At 68.8% G+C, this 14248-nt stretch carries 11 protein-coding genes; 5 read left to right on the top strand and 6 right to left on the bottom strand.

Going from position 1 to position 14248, the window contains the following annotated elements:
• Window positions 1–101: 101 nt before the first annotated feature.
• The 4 genes from ACFV4K_RS29620 to ACFV4K_RS29605 form a co-directional block, all read right to left on the bottom strand.
• Window positions 102–2633, bottom strand: coding sequence for an ABC transporter permease (locus ACFV4K_RS29620; RefSeq protein WP_379279356.1), 2532 nt, complete (start codon window positions 2631–2633; stop codon window positions 102–104).
• Window positions 2633–3424, bottom strand: a complete 792-nt coding sequence (locus ACFV4K_RS29615; RefSeq protein WP_379279354.1) for an ABC transporter ATP-binding protein — start codon at window positions 3422–3424, stop codon at window positions 2633–2635. Before ACFV4K_RS29615 ends, ACFV4K_RS29620 begins: the two co-directional genes overlap by 1 nt.
• 97 nt (window positions 3425–3521) lie before the next feature.
• The gene (locus ACFV4K_RS29610; RefSeq protein WP_379279352.1) at window positions 3522–5261 is read right to left on the bottom strand and encodes a protein kinase; all 1740 of its coding nucleotides are present in this window, start codon (window positions 5259–5261) and stop codon (window positions 3522–3524) included.
• Between the two features lie 181 nt (window positions 5262–5442).
• Entirely contained in the window at window positions 5443–7353 is a 1911-nt protein-coding gene (locus tag ACFV4K_RS29605; RefSeq protein ID WP_379279351.1) for a serine/threonine protein kinase, read from the bottom strand.
• Window positions 7354–7673: 320 nt separating this feature from the next.
• Here ACFV4K_RS29605 and ACFV4K_RS29600 point away from each other — a divergent pair, with 320 nt between their 5' ends.
• The 4 genes from ACFV4K_RS29600 to ACFV4K_RS29585 all read left to right on the top strand — a co-directional run bounded on the left by ACFV4K_RS29600 (window position 7674) and on the right by ACFV4K_RS29585 (window position 11934).
• Window positions 7674–8444, top strand: coding sequence for a deoxyribonuclease IV (locus ACFV4K_RS29600; RefSeq protein WP_379279349.1), 771 nt, complete (start codon window positions 7674–7676; stop codon window positions 8442–8444).
• 126 nt (window positions 8445–8570) lie between these two features.
• Window positions 8571–9563: a TauD/TfdA dioxygenase family protein gene (locus ACFV4K_RS29595; protein ID WP_379279348.1), complete on the top strand. Its 993-nt coding sequence runs from the start codon at window positions 8571–8573 to the stop codon at window positions 9561–9563.
• A 236-nt stretch (window positions 9564–9799) separates the two neighbouring features.
• Window positions 9800–11011: a CaiB/BaiF CoA transferase family protein gene (locus ACFV4K_RS29590; protein WP_379279346.1), complete on the top strand. Its 1212-nt coding sequence runs from the start codon at window positions 9800–9802 to the stop codon at window positions 11009–11011.
• On the top strand, window positions 11008–11934 hold the full coding sequence (locus tag ACFV4K_RS29585; protein WP_379279345.1) for a hydroxymethylglutaryl-CoA lyase: 927 nt from the start codon (window positions 11008–11010) through the stop codon (window positions 11932–11934). Before ACFV4K_RS29590 ends, ACFV4K_RS29585 begins: the two co-directional genes overlap by 4 nt.
• A gap of 11 nt (window positions 11935–11945) precedes the next feature.
• Here ACFV4K_RS29585 and ACFV4K_RS29580 read toward each other — a convergent pair whose 3' ends face one another.
• Window positions 11946–12194, bottom strand: coding sequence for a hypothetical protein (locus ACFV4K_RS29580; RefSeq protein WP_379279343.1), 249 nt, complete (start codon window positions 12192–12194; stop codon window positions 11946–11948).
• A gap of 303 nt (window positions 12195–12497) precedes the next feature.
• Between ACFV4K_RS29580 and ACFV4K_RS29575 the strand changes: the two genes are divergently transcribed.
• Entirely contained in the window at window positions 12498–13025 is a 528-nt protein-coding gene (locus tag ACFV4K_RS29575) for a hypothetical protein (protein ID WP_379279341.1), read from the top strand.
• A gap of 60 nt (window positions 13026–13085) precedes the next feature.
• On the opposite strand, the gene ACFV4K_RS29570 is transcribed toward ACFV4K_RS29575, so the two are convergent.
• Window positions 13086–14162: a hypothetical protein gene (locus ACFV4K_RS29570; RefSeq protein WP_379279340.1), complete on the bottom strand. Its 1077-nt coding sequence runs from the start codon at window positions 14160–14162 to the stop codon at window positions 13086–13088.
• Between the last annotated feature and the right edge of the window lie 86 nt (window positions 14163–14248).

Here is a 14248-nt window from a genome sequence, read left to right as displayed (position 1 = left end):
GCCCCAGGCCAGTCACGTTAGTGAAACGCTGCCATTTCCGAAGGCCCCCGCTTTCATGGGCGAAGGAACCGACGGGATGACGGCCTGGGGCGCGGAGCCGGTCACAGGTCCGCGATGGCGGCCAGCGGGGGTGTGCGGGCGGCTCGGATGGCGGGCCACAGGGCGGCCAGCACACCGACGAAACCGGACGCCAGGAGCATCAGGATGATCTGCCCCCAGGGGACGGCGATGGTCGCGATGCCGAGATCCTTCAGGGTGCTGAGGAATCCGATGCCGAGACCGATGCCGAGAATGACGCCGACCACCGCACCGAAGATGGCGATCAGCATGGATTCCAGGTAGATGCTGCGGCGCACCTGCGGGCGCTGCATGCCGACCGCGCGGAGCATGCCGATCTCGCGGCGGCGTTCCACGACCGACAGGGCCAGGGTGTTGACGATGCCGAGGATTGCGATCACCACCGCCAGGGCCAGCAGGCCGTAGAGGATGGCCAGCAGGGTGTCGATCTGCTTGCCCTGCGCGCCCTTGAAGTCCTCGCGGTCCTGGACCTGGACGATCACGTACTGCTCGGTGGCCTTCTCCAGGTTGGCGCGCATGGCCGGCAGGTCCGCGCCCGGCTGGGCAGCGACCAGGACCAGGAAGCTGCTCTGGTAGCTGACCGGCACGGTCCGGTCGTACAGGGACATGGAGGTCACCAGGTTCTGCAGCAGCTGGGTGTCCTTGTAGACGCCCGCCACGGTGACCGGGAACTTGCGGTAGTCCAGGCTGGTGATGTCGACGCTGTCACCGACATGCCAACCGTGGTCGGCCGCAAAGGTTTCCGAGACCATGATGTCGTCCGCGCCGAGCTGGTCGGTGCCTTCGCGCATGGTGTAGTCGAGCACTCTGGTCATCTGCCCCTCGGGCGCGGTGCCCAGCACCTGCTTGCCGTCGACCTTCAACGCCACCCCGTGGAAGGCCACCACATCCTTGACCTGCGGCACCTGGGCGACGGTGGCGGTGGCGGCGAGCGGGACGCCGATCAGGCCGCCGGGCGGGCCCGCCAGCATGTAGTCGGCCTTCACGCCGTGGTCGACCAGTTCGCTGATGCTGGCCTTGGCCGAGGACCCCAACATGCCGATGGCCGACACCAGCATCAGGCCCAGCGTCAACGCGAACGCGGTCGCCGCGGTGCGCCGCGGATTGCGAATCGCGTTGTTGCGCGCCATCCGTCCGACCGGGCCGAACGGCCGGGTCAGCACCCCGAGCGCCGACACCACCGGCCGCGACAGGGCGGGCGAGGCGAACAGCACCGCGAGAATCAGTGCGGCCGCACCGATCCCGACCACCGAGGCGGCCGTCCCACCGGTACCGCGCGCGCCGAGCACCACCAGCACCACACCGGCCACCGCCAGCACCGCGCCGACAATGGTCCGCAGCCGCAACGACTCTCCGGACGAATTGGACTCCGACCGCATGGCCTCCACCGGCGGCACCTTGGCCGCCCGCCGCGCCGGGGCGTACGCGCTGAGCACCGTCACGACGGTGCCGACCACGATCGCCACCACCACGGTCCGCGTTTCCAGCGACATCGTCCCGGTGGGCAGCCCCAGCTTGAACGCGTTGAGCAGTCCGGACAATCCGAACGCCAGCCCGACGCCGGCGGCCAGACCCAGTGCGCTGCCGATCAATCCGACGATCAGCGACTCCCCCACCACCGACCGCGCGATCTGCTGCCGGCTCGCGCCGACCGCCCGCAGCAGCGCCAGCTCCCGCAGTCGCTGCGCCACCAGCATGGAGAAGGTGTTGTAGATGATGAACGTGCCCACCAGCAGCGCGATGGACCCGAACGCCAGCAGGAAGTAGTTGATGAACTTCAGCGCGTTGCCCAGCTGCGCCTTGAAGTCCTCGCGCACCTCATCGGCGTTCTGCACCTTGTACTCGGGCAGCGCCGCCTTGATCTCGTCGCGCAGATCGTCGGCCTTCACACCGGGCCGGGCCGCGACGTCCACCCACGCCACATGCTTGCCGTCGGTGAACAACTGCCGCGCCTGCGTGTCCTCGAACAGCAGCTGCACGAAGCCACCGGTATTGGAGGAGCCGTCGATCTCGTAGATGCCGGACACGGTCACATCGATATTGCCCTTGGACGGCACCAGCACCTGGGTGCGATCGCCGACCTTCAATCCGGCCCGATCCGCGCCGCCGTTATTGATGGAGATCTCACCCGGCTTGGCGGGCGGAACGCCGTCGACGTACTTCTCCGGCTCGGCCACCGACTTCTCCGGTGGCAGATACGACCGCCCGAAAGCCGGTGCGCCACCGGTCTGTACGGCGTGCCCGTTCTTCAGCAGGACCACGGGTCCGTTGACACTCGGCGCGACGGTGCGGACCCCGTCCAGCTGGGAAATCTTGGTCACCACATCGTCCGGCACGCCCAGCGACTGCTGCCCCTTGGGCTGCACCCGCACGTCGACGCCCTTGGCCTGACTGGCGAAGATGCCGTCGAAGGTGCTCTGCAGAGTGTCGGTGAAGATGAACGACCCGGAGATGAAGGCGGTGCCGAGCACCACCGACAGCAGGGTCAGCACCAGCCGCACCTTGTGCGCGGCGAGATTGCGCAAGGCGACCTTGCGCATCGGCGAGCCGGCCATCAGAGCTCGTCCTCCCCGGCGGTCGTCTCCAGCGACTTCATCTTGTCCAGAATGGAATCCGCGGTGGGCTCGCGCAGCTCGTCCACGATCTGGCCGTCGGCGAGGAACACCACCCGGTCGGCGTGCGAGGCCGCGCGCGGATCGTGGGTCACGATGACCACGGTCTGCCCGAACTCGTCGACCGCGGCCCGCAGAATCGACAGCACCTCACCGGAGGAGTGCGAGTCCAGGTTGCCGGTCGGCTCGTCGCCGAAGATGATGTCCGGCTTCCCGGCCAGCGCGCGGGCGCAGGCCACACGCTGCTGCTGGCCACCGGACAGTTCGGCGGGCCGGTGCGTCAGGCGGTCGTTCAGGCCGAGCCGCTTGGTCACCGTGGAGAGCCACTCCTCGTCGGGCTTGCGGCCCGCGATGTCCAGCGGCAGCGTGATGTTCTCCAGCGCGGTCAGGGTGGGAACCAGGTTGAAAGCCTGGAACACGAAGCCGATCCGGTCGCGGCGCAGGTTCGTCATCTGCTTGTCCGAGAGCCGGGTCAGATCGGTGTCACCGATGTGGACCGTGCCCGCGGTGGCCGCGTCGAGCCCGGCCAGGCAGTGCATGAGCGTCGACTTGCCGGAACCCGAAGGGCCCATGATCGCGGTGAACTCCCCCTTCGCGAACTCGGCCGTGACCCCGGCGAGCGCGCGGACCTGTGTATCGCCGGAGCCGTAGACCTTCACCAGGTCGGTCGCGCGAGCCGCGGCCGTGTCGGTGCCTGTGTCGAGAGTGACGGATTCCGAGACGTTCGAAGTCATGCTGTCCAGTGTGTCGAGCTTCGCGGGCGGATGCCATCCGGGATGTCCCTGATGGCCGTGTCCTCACGAAGTCCACACAAACGACCGGGTCGGAGCGTCAATTGATGGGGGCGGACCGCCACCAGTCCAGCAACTGGTCATCCGTGGCGAGGAAGCCGGTGCTGTACATGAGGAAGGCGTGCTTGCCGTCCTTGGCGTCCTTACCCTCCTTGGCGTGGAACTCCGTCACCAGCCGCGGGCGCAGCAGCGCACTGCCGCTGATCTGGTAGTTCGTGTACTTCCCGCCGCGCACCTTGACCTCGGAGCGGGTGTAGCCGGGCAGCGCGGCCAGCGCCTCTTCCAGCTCGGCGGTGGAGGAGTACATGACGAACCGGTACGCCGGATGGCCGACACCGCCCGCGCAGTCCCAGGCCACCGACCAGTCGCCCAGATCCGGGTCCCCGGAACCGGAGTCCGGCGGCGGCGCGGAGTGCTGGTAGGTCGTGCAGGCCGCGCCCTGGTAGCCGATGCCGGCATTGGTCTCGGCGGACGGGTCGGCGGGCGGCAGCATCTGCGGGAAGCGCTTGCTCAGCAGCTGCGCGTCCGCGCCCGCGTGCTCGGGGACCCCGGCGGGCTCGGTCGCCTCGGTCGGCGCGGGCGCCTCCTCGGTACTCGGCGCGGGCGCGGCGGTGGTGGTCGCGGGGGTGTTCGAGGTCGCGGCCCGGTCGAGCACGGCCAGGCAGCCCGCGATGCCCACCAGCGGCAGCACCACGATCGCGGCCGCGCCGATCAGGCAGCCGCGCAGCTTGGAACGCTTCTTGCGGGGCGCTGGTGGGGGCGGCGGCAGCGGACGCGGCGGCGTGGTCACCGGAGCCATCGCGGTGTACTGCATCGTCCGGCGCGGTCCCGGAACGGAATTCGGATCGACGCCCGCCGGGGCGTTCAGCACCGCTGTGGGAGCCGGGCCGGACGATCTCGGCGGCCCACCGTGCCCGAACGGCGCGGGCACGAGGAACTGCGTCGCACCCGCCGGATTCTCCAGCGCGTCCTGCGCCGCGGCCGCGAACTCGCCGCACGAATCGAACCGTCCCTCAGGGTGTTTCGCGAGGGCCCGGGCCAGGACCGCGTCCAGGGCCGCGGGCAGGCCGGGCCGCAGCCCGCTCACCGGCGGCGGCGTCTGGTTCAGGTGACCGTGGATGATGCCGACCGGATGTTCGGCGTCGAACGGCACGTTCCCGGTCAGCAGCCGGAACAGGGTGCAGGCCAGCGAATACTGGTCCGATCGCGGATCGAGGGGCTGGCCCGAGAGCTGTTCGGGCGAGGCGTAGGTCAGCGTCGCGGTGAACGAGCCGGTCTGGGTGAGCTTGCTCGCGTCGTCGCGCAGGCGCGCGATACCGAAGTCGGCGAGGAAGACCCGTTCCTCGCCGTCGGCCCGCTCCAGCAGAATGTTGGCGGGCTTGACATCCCGGTGCAGCACCCCGCGCTTGTGCGCGAAGTCCAGCGCCCGGGCGGTCTCGGCAATGATCCGGATCGCCTCGCGCGGCGGCAGATTCGCCGCCTCCAGCTGGGAGGCGTCCGGTCCGTCGACATACCGCATGGCGATCCACGGCTGCGCATCGTCGATGCCCCGGTCGTAGATCGGCACGATATTCGGGTGATCGAGCCGGGCGATCAGATCGCCCTCCCGCTCGAACCGGCCCCGGATCTCCGCATCGCCGAACAGCTCCCGGCCCAGCAGCTTGAGCGCGATCAGTCGAGGCAGGCGCGGATGCCGGGCGAGGTACACCGCCCCCATCCCACCGCGTCCGAGTTCGCGTTCGATCTCGTACCCGGCGAACAACTCCCCGCTGCGCAGCACAAAGACCCTTCCTGTATCTAACTGCCTCCGCTTCGCTCCGGCGGGTTCGCGGCCCTGGAGGTCTCGTTCTTCCCTCCCTGCGCTCCCCCGCTCCGCTCGGTCCAGAACGAGACGGGCCGCGAACCAGTGCGTGCGCGACACTAGCGTGATCGGACAGGGGTTTCGAACTGCCCAGGTCAGGTCAGTTGATGGGGGCGCTCTTCCACCACTTGACGACGTCGTCGATGCTGCCGACCAGGCCGTCGGTGTACATGAGGTACTGGGTGCGGCCCGGGTCGGTGAAGGCGGTCACCATGCGCGGGTGGCTGTCGTCGGTCATCTGGTAGTTGGTGTAGGTCTTGCCGCCGTTGGTGTCCTGGGTGGTGGTGTCGGCGGTCAGGCCCTTCACCACCGACTGCGCGTCGGCCGACGAGGAGTAGGCGAAGATGCGGTAGAAGGGGTCCTTGTTGTCGCTGCCGCCGTAGCAGCGCCACTGCACCTTCCAGTCGCCGAAGTCGGGGGTGCCGTCGGTGGCGTCGGAGGAGACCGGGGAGTCGGCCACCCAGCAGGTCGCGCCATTGAGGCCCTTGCCGCCGGTCTTGGTGGCGGGCAACAGCTTCGGGAACTCCTTGGCCGCGGCCGACCAGTCGATCGACTTGTCGCTCTTGGGCGCGGCACCCGGCGACGTGGTGGCCGAGATGGTCGGCGACCCCATCTTGTCGTCACCCGTCTCGCTGCCGATCGCCGCCAGCACCACGACCAGGACGATCAGCAGCACCACGGCCGCGGACACGATGCCGATGATGAGCCCGGCATTGGACTTCTTGGGCGGCATCGGCCCGGCGAGCGGCGGCCGCTGCTGCTGACCCGGGCCCGCGTAGCCGTAGGCCGGGGGCTGCGTGTACTGGTTGGCGCCGTGGCCGGTATAGCTGCCGGTCACCGGCTTGAGCGGGACCGGATTGACCGGATTGACCTGTGTCGGAGCCGGATACGGCACCGCCGGGGTCGGCGGCGTGGTCTGCGGGCGCGCGGTCTGCATGGGGCCGCCGGTGACCGGCGTCCCCGTCTGGTGCGCGCCGCCGGTCAGCGGATTGCCGGTCTGCATCGGCCCACCGGTCGGCATGGGCCCACCGGTCGGCATCGCGCCACCGGTGTACATGGGCATCCCGGTCTGCATGCCGCCACCGGTCAGCGGCGCGACCGGAGCCGGTCCCCCGGTGTAGGGCATGACCGGCATGGGCGGCGCGGTCCGGTTGACCAGCGGGATGGCGGGCGCGCTCGGATTCGCGAGCGCACTGCGCGCGGCCGCCGCGAAGTCGCTGCAACTGGCGAAGCGGTCCTCGGGCCGCTTGGCCATGGCCTTGGCGATCACCATGTCCATGCTCGGCGGCAGTCCGGCCCGCGCACTGCTCAGCGGCGGCGGCGGATTCTGCAGGTGCCCCTGGATGACCGCGGCCGGGTTGGTGGCCGAGAACGGCCCGGATCCGGTGAACAGCCAGAACAGCGTGCACGCCAGCGAGTACTGGTCGGAGCGGCCGTCCAGCGCGGACCCGGTCAGCTGTTCGGGCGAGGCGTAGGCGAGGGTCGCGGTGAACGTCCCGGTCTGGGTGAGATGACCGCTGTCGTCACGCAGACGGGCGATGCCGAAGTCGGTCAGGTACACCCGCTCGCCCTTACCGCCGGTGGAGCGGGCCAGCAGGATATTGGCGGGCTTCACGTCCCGGTGCAGCACCTCGTTGCGGTGCGCGTAGTCGAGGGCGTCGGCCATCTCGGCGACGATCTGCACGGCCCGCTCGGGCGGCAGGGTCTGCGGATTCACGCTGGCGGCGTCGATGCCGTCGATGTACTGCATGGAGATCCACAGCTGGCCGTCTTCCATCCCGCGGTCGTAGACGGTGACGATGTTGTGGTGGTCCAGCTGGGCGACCAGGTCGGCCTCACGTTCGAAACGGGCCCGGACCTCCTTGTCGAAGACCATCTCCCGATTCAGCAGCTTGAGCGCCGTCAGACGGGGCAGCCGTGGGTGTTTGGCCAGGTACACCGACCCCATGCCACCCCGGCCGAGCTGCCGCTCGATGACATACTCAGCAAAAACGTCACCTTCGGACAGCATGACGATCTCCCACTTCCCACTCCACGCGCCGGGACCCACCAGCGTGCGGAGTACCACAGACGATCGGCGTGATCGTTAACGGGCCGATCCGGAAAACACCGAAACTGTAGCCGATCCGACCCGCGCCGCGCGCCGGGCCGGGCGCGCCGCGCGAACATGCAGCGTTCGCCTGCAACGGTATTCACCTCCTCTGATCGGCCGGGCTTCGGAATTCCTACCGAACTATCTACACACGACTCGCTAACGCAACACTCAACGTTTGCTTGTCGTCCCGGCCGGACCCGCCCTGAGCTGTCGGGGGTCGGGGATACGCTGGGCGTATGCGCATTGGAGCTCACGTCCGGACGGACAGCGACCCGATCGGCTTCGGCGAGCAGCTCGGGGCCGATGTCATCCAGATGTTCGTGGTGGATCCGCAGAGCTGGGACAAACCCAAACCCCACCCGCAGACCGAGCAGATCAAGGCCAGCGACATCGACGTGGTGGTGCACTCGTCGTATCAGATCAATGTGGCCAGCCTGAACAACCGGCTGCGCATGCCCTCGCGCAACGCGGTGGCGCAGCAGGCCAAGGCCGCCGCCGACCTGGGAGCGTTCGGCCTGGTGGTGCACGGCGGGCATGTCCGCTCCGACGAGGAGATGGCGGAGGGATTCGTCAACTGGCGCAAACTGTTCGAACGCCAGGCCGACAAGGGCGGGTTCGCGGTGCCGATCCTGATCGAGAACACGGCCGGCGGGAATCACGCCATGGCACGGTATTTCGACGATATCGGGCGGCTGTGGGACGCGGTCGGCGAGTACGGGGCCGGGTTCTGCCTGGACACCTGCCACGCCTGGGCGGGCGGTGAGGAACTGGTCGGGATCGTGGAACGGATCAAGGCCATCACCGGGCGCATCGACCTGGTGCACCTGAACTCCTCGCGCGACGCCTTCGACTCGGGCGCGGACCGGCACGCCAATTTCGCCGACGGCACCATCGATCCGCAGTTGCTGGCGGAGGTGTGCCGCACCGCGGGCGCGCCGGTGATCCTGGAAACCCCCGCCGAGGGCGTGGCCGACGATCTGAAGTATCTGCGCGAACACCTGGGCTGAGCGCCCGCGGCGCCCGCCGCCGTCCTTTCGATCCCGCTGATCCTGAACCTGTTTCGGCGGCGTATCCGATGGTGTCCTGATCATGGCTCGAATCCGAGCCGGACTCCATCGGGCGAAAGGCATGGCATGTCCGTCGATTACGCAACTTCCACCCCCATGGTCGTGCAGCTGGGCAGCAGGATCGGTGCGCGCATCGACGGCGTCCGGCTCAGCGGCGACCTGGATTCGGTGACCGTGCAGGCCATCCAGGACGCGCTGCACAAGCACAAGGTGATCTTCTTCCGCGGCCAGGAGCATCTGACCGAGGACGGGCAGTACGAGTTCGCGCAGCTGCTGGGCGCGCCCACCACCCCGCACCCGACCGTCACCTCCAAGGGCGTCAAGACCCTGCCCATCGACTCCGAGTACGGCCGCGCCAACAGCTGGCACACCGATGTCACCTTCGTGGACCGGGTGCCGAAGGCGTCCATCCTGCGCGCGGTGCACCTGCCGTCCTACGGCGGCTCCACCACCTGGGCTTCCACCGTGGCCGCCTACGATTCGCTGCCCGCGCCGCTCAAGGTGTTCGTCGAGAACCTGCGGGCCCGCCACACCAACGCCTACGACTACGCCGCCGACCGGACCGAGGTGGCGCGTGGCGAGAACGCGGACGTGACCGCCAATATCAAGGCCTACCGCGAGGAATTCGAGTCCAGCTACTACGAGACCGAGCACCCGGTGGTGCGCGTGCACCCCGTGACCGGCGAACGCGCCCTGCTGCTCGGCCACTTCGTGAAGAACTTCGTCGGCTTCTCCGCCGCCGAATCCCAGGCCCTGTTCCAGCTCCTCCAGAACCGCGTCACCCGCCTGGAGAACACCACCCGCTGGAACTGGCAGCTCGGCGACGTCGCGATCTGGGACAACCGTGCCACCCAGCACTACGCCATCGACGACTACGACGGCCAGCCCCGCCGCCTCACCCGCATCACCCTGGCGGGCGACGTCCCCGTCGACGTGCACGGCGACCCGAGCACCATCATCACCGGCAACGCCGAGCACTACTCGATCATCGAGGAGGTCACGCCCCGCGCTGTGTTTGATTTGCCCTCCGCTTCGCTCCGGGCGGGTTCGCGGCCCTGAGGTCCCGATTCTTCCCTCCTCCGCTCCTCCGCTTCGCTCCCCCGCTCCAAGGCGGAGGTCTATCGAGCCGCAGTCCAGAATCGGGACGGCCGCGAACCTGTAGGTCGATCTTTCGACTGTGGAGAGGGCCTGGGGCTCGCATCCGGTGCCCTGGTGCGACTTGGCCGTTCACAGTTCGCAGGCCATCGCGCCAGCTTCGCCGGATTCGAGCGAACCTCATCATGCAGACTGTGGGCATGGAGATTCGGCCGCTCGACGGCGTTCGGGTTCTGGAGTTGGGTAACTATGTGGCCGCACCGACTGCGGGGCGGATACTCGGGGACTTCGGGGCCGAGGTGATCAAGGTCGAGCGGCCGGAAACCGGTGACGAGCTGCGGAATTGGCGGCTGTACGGCGGCGATACCTCGATGTTGTACCGGACGGTCAACCGGAACAAGAAGTCGATCACGCTGGATCTGCGCACCGAGGCCGGGCGCGGGATCGTCCTCGACCTGATCAAGCAGTGCGATGTGCTGCTGGAGAACTTCCGGCCGGGGATGCTCGAGAAGTGGGGACTCGGGCCCGAGGTGCTGAACGCTGCGAATCCGGATCTGGTCATCACGCGGATCTCCGCCTACGGGCAGACCGGGCCGCTGTCGCAGCGGCCGGGCTTCGCGGCGGTGGCCGAGGCGGTCGGCGGGCTGCGCGAACTCGTGGGCGATCCGGACCGGCCGCCGGTGCGGGTCGGCGTATCGATCGGCGATTCCATCGCGGGCATCTACGCCGCCTTCGGCACCGTCATGGCCCTGTTCCAGCGGGAACGGGTGCAGCGGGTTCCGTTGGAGCAGCGCATCATCGACGTGGCGCTGAACGAGTCCATCCTCTCGGTGATGGAATCGCTGGTGCCCGACTATCTGGCCTACGGCATCAATCGCGAGCGGGTCGGCGGGCGGATGGAGGGCATCGCGCCCAGCAATGCCTATCCGACCAGCGACGGCTACAGCATCATCATCGGCGGCAACGGCGATGCCATCTTCCAGCGCTACATGCAGGTCATCGACCGCCCCGACCTGGCCGCCGACCCCGAGTTACAGGACAACGCGGGACGCTGGCGCAACCGCGATCGGCTGGACGCCTCGATCGCCGAATGGACGCGCCTGCGCACCCGCGAGGAAGCGCTGAAGGTGCTGGAGGCGGCCGCCATCCCGTGCGGGCCCATCTACACCGCCGCCGACATCGTCACCGACGAGCAGTACAAGGCGCGCAATATGATCCAGCCCTTCCCGGTGGACGTGGGCGAGCCGGAGCCCAAGGAAGTCGGTTTCCCCGGCATCGTGCCCGTGATCGGCGGGCAATCGCTGCCCATCCGCAATGTCGGCCCGGACCTCGGCGAGCACACCCGCGAGGTGCTGTCCGAGCTGCTCGGCCTGACCGACGCCGAGATCGATGCCCTGGAGGCGAAGTCATGACCCTGCGCGATGTCACGCTGCGCGACGGCCTGCAGCTCACCGGGAAGGTGCTGCCCACCGAACGCAAGGTCCAGATCGCCCGGCAGCTGCTGGCCGCGGGCGTGCCGGAGCTGGAGATCGGTTCCATGGCGCGCCCGGATCTGGTGCCGCCCATGGCCAATACCCTCGAACTGGTCGAACGGCTGACACCCGAGGAGCTGGAACGCTGCTGGGTGTGGGTGGCCACGCCGCGGCACGTGGCCAAGGCCGCCGAGGCCGGGGTGCGCAACTTCCAGTACTGCTTCTCGGTGTCGGACGCGCACAACAAGGCCAATATCGGCCGCACCACCGAGGACAGCCTGGCCGCCATGCCGGAGGCGGCGCGGTACGCGCACGAGGCGGGCGGGCGCATCCAGCTCTGTCTGGCAACGGCTTTCACCTGCCCGTTCGACGGGCCGGTGGATCCGGCGCGGGTGCTGGCCATCGCGGCCGATCCGCGCGCGGAGGGCGCCTCGGACATCGTGATCGCCGATACCCTCGGGCAAGCGCATCCGGGTCAGGTTGGCGCACTGGTGGCTTCGGTGGCCGCGAGCGGGCGCTGGGGAACTCCGGAGCACCGCATCGTCTTCCACGGGCACGACACCTGGGGTATGGGGGTGGCCAATTCGCTGGCGGCGCTGGCCGCGGGCGCGGGTGTGGTGGACGGTTCGCTGGGCGGGCTGGGCGGCTGCCCGTTCGCGCCGGGCGCCTCCGGGAACACCTCGAGCGAGGATCTGTTGTTCGCGACTCGGCCGGAATGGTTCACGCCGTCCGTATTGTCGGACTTGGTGCACATTTCCGAGGATTTGCTGAAAGAACTCGGCGAACCGAATCGATCCCGGACCATCGAAGGCGCGAACTCGGAAGCCACGGCATTCGAGTGGACAATTACCAATCGGAATTGATTCGCTAGAAATTAGCTATCGTGTGCGTCGGCGCGAATCTTGAGCAGAATCAGACCCGCGGTACAGGCCAGGATCAAACCCGCGACGGTGATCTCCACTCGCAGTCCGGCAATACCGAGAATCGCACCGGTGAGACCGCCGAGAAAGAACACCCAGGCGGCGATACGGGCCAGGAGTGCCGGCACCCGCGGCGTCGGAGGGGCGGCAGGCTCTCCGGAGCGCGCCGACGCGCGCAGCGGAGATGTCGAGAATGCACCCATCATCCACTCCTCGGTGACGCCCGCCGGGTTCGCGAATCTTCGGCGCGCCCCTCGGCTAATTTCGAGCGTCTCTTGTGTAACTTTGGACACACATTACGGCCCGGCAACGGGAAGTCCATGCGACACGTATGCAAAACGCGCCGAGTTTACTAATTCGATATCTGAATCACTGCTGTTTGAGATATTTTCGAGGCCCCGAAAATGCCCCGAGCGGGTCCTCGGATCGAACCGACCACCCGCCTGGCCGATGCCCATCGCCTCCGTTAGGGTGAGCCCACTCGATACGAATCAGGAGTGCCACCCATGGACGGCAGCAACGCCCGCGCGGACGACCACGCGGTCACCCCGTGGCGTCACCTGCCCAAGCCCGTGGTGTACGCCGCGGCCGCGGTCGGCACCGTCTCGGCGGGTCTCATCCTGCTCGGCGCGTGCGGCCTCGGCCACACCGACACCTATGTCGCACCGCCGCCGATCAACGCGGATCTGCAAGCGGCCCCGGTGACTTCGGCCAAGAGCGGCGCCTCCGCCACCCCGGCCATCGTCATCCCGCCGTCCCCGACCTGGCGGGTGGCCGCCGACCAGCCGTCGCGGCGCGCTCCCATCTCCACCGTCACCGGCACCCCGGAGGATCCGGCCGACCCGAGCAATACCCGCTCGACCCCGGCCCGCCCGACCACCACCACCCGGCCGGTGACGACCGAATCCAGCCGGACCACAACGGAATCCCCGCGCACCACCACCGAGGCGCCGGTCACCACCCGCCCGGAGACCACGCAGCCCGCGAGCGCCTCGCCCACGGACCACGCGGCCTCGGACATGTCCGACAACTAGCCGGACATCTCGGACGCCCAGCGCGCCTGCGACGTTCGGCACGCCTGGGACGACCAGCCCCTACCAGTCGCCGTCCTCGACGGGCTCGCCCTGCTTGTCGCCCAACTGATGCACCTGACCGGGCGTCGGTGGATGCCAGGGTTCGTGGTCGTCACCCAGCCAGTCACCGACCGGGACCACATTCGCGAGCGGGTCGGCGGGTGCGAGATCGGTTGCGTCCGAATCGAAGTAGTCGAACCAGGGTAGGCCCGCGGCGGTGTACGCCGCGCGGTCGACCGGCGACGGCGGCGCGGCTTCGCCGGTGATGCGCCGCCAGTCCGGCGGGGTCACCAGGTGCACGAAGACGCGGCCCGAACGCTCGGCGGACCAATCCGACAGGGGCCGTTCGTCTTTGTAGATCTGCTGCCGCATGGTGCCGCCGATGCCCAGTCCCATGGCGGTGGCGCGCGGCGCCCCGGCCGGATGACCACCCGGGGCCGGCGGCGGCGCGCCGTAGGCCGGAGCCGCGGCCGGCGGCGGCAGAGCGCCGGGGGCTCCGGCCAGGAAGGCGGAACCCGACTTGCGGTAACGCCGCCGGGACGCCCGCTCGCGGCGCTCCTCCTCGGCCTTGCGCCAGCGCGCGAGCTCGAGATCGTTGAGCGCGAAGTTCTGGAGTTGAATCCCGCCCCAGGTCTCCTCCCCGGTGACCTGCCCCTCCACGGTCGCGCCCAATCCCAGTGGCACCGCGACGAATTGCCGGATGGTGCCCTTCCCGGAATTGATGCCGTCCAGCCACGGCTGCCGGGGCAGCACCACGTAGTTCTGCGGATCGCGATCGAGCCGGGCGCTCCACGGCTTCCCCGACACCGCGCACACCTTGCCCACGCCGATCTGCAGCGCCGCGGGCTCCTTCGCGGAGAACGACAGCCACATGGCCTCACGCAGATACATGGGCAGCATGACGCCGCCGCGTTCGGCCCATTCCGGCGGCACCGAGGCGGCGTAGTCCGCCACCCGCCGCACCGGGAACTCGCCGAGCCCGGGCGGCAGCGGATGCGTCCCCTGCTCGGGCAGTCTCAGCGTGCGAATGAACCGCACCCCCACCTCACCGGGCAACACCAGGGTGTTCCCGTCCAGCCGTACGGCGTCTCCTCCCATGCTCCGACCCTACGCCCGCCAATCCGATTGCCGACACCGGAATTTCAGCTTCGCACCCCGGACTGGAAGCGAACGCGCCCCGCTCG

This window comes from Nocardia sp. NPDC059764, from assembly GCF_042732555.1.
In the GTDB taxonomy this organism is placed as follows: domain Bacteria; phylum Actinomycetota; class Actinomycetes; order Mycobacteriales; family Mycobacteriaceae; genus Nocardia.
Note: the sequence above shows the minus strand (reverse complement) of the source record. Positions and strands in the feature narration are given on the sequence as shown.

Coding starts and splice junctions, on each gene's coding strand:
- ACFV4K_RS29620 (WP_379279356.1), bottom strand. CDS start 2,633: ATGGCCGGCTCGCCGATGCGCAAGGTCGCCTTGCGCAATCTCGCCGCG.
- ACFV4K_RS29615 (WP_379279354.1), bottom strand. CDS start 3,424: ATGACTTCGAACGTCTCGGAATCCGTCACTCTCGACACAGGCACCGAC.
- ACFV4K_RS29605 (WP_379279351.1), bottom strand. CDS start 7,353: ATGCTGTCCGAAGGTGACGTTTTTGCTGAGTATGTCATCGAGCGGCAG.
- ACFV4K_RS29600 (WP_379279349.1), top strand. CDS start 7,674: ATGCGCATTGGAGCTCACGTCCGGACGGACAGCGACCCGATCGGCTTC.
- ACFV4K_RS29595 (WP_379279348.1), top strand. CDS start 8,571: ATGTCCGTCGATTACGCAACTTCCACCCCCATGGTCGTGCAGCTGGGC.
- ACFV4K_RS29590 (WP_379279346.1), top strand. CDS start 9,800: ATGGAGATTCGGCCGCTCGACGGCGTTCGGGTTCTGGAGTTGGGTAAC.
- ACFV4K_RS29585 (WP_379279345.1), top strand. CDS start 11,008: ATGACCCTGCGCGATGTCACGCTGCGCGACGGCCTGCAGCTCACCGGG.
- ACFV4K_RS29580 (WP_379279343.1), bottom strand. CDS start 12,194: ATGGGTGCATTCTCGACATCTCCGCTGCGCGCGTCGGCGCGCTCCGGA.
- ACFV4K_RS29575 (WP_379279341.1), top strand. CDS start 12,498: ATGGACGGCAGCAACGCCCGCGCGGACGACCACGCGGTCACCCCGTGG.
- ACFV4K_RS29570 (WP_379279340.1), bottom strand. CDS start 14,162: ATGGGAGGAGACGCCGTACGGCTGGACGGGAACACCCTGGTGTTGCCC.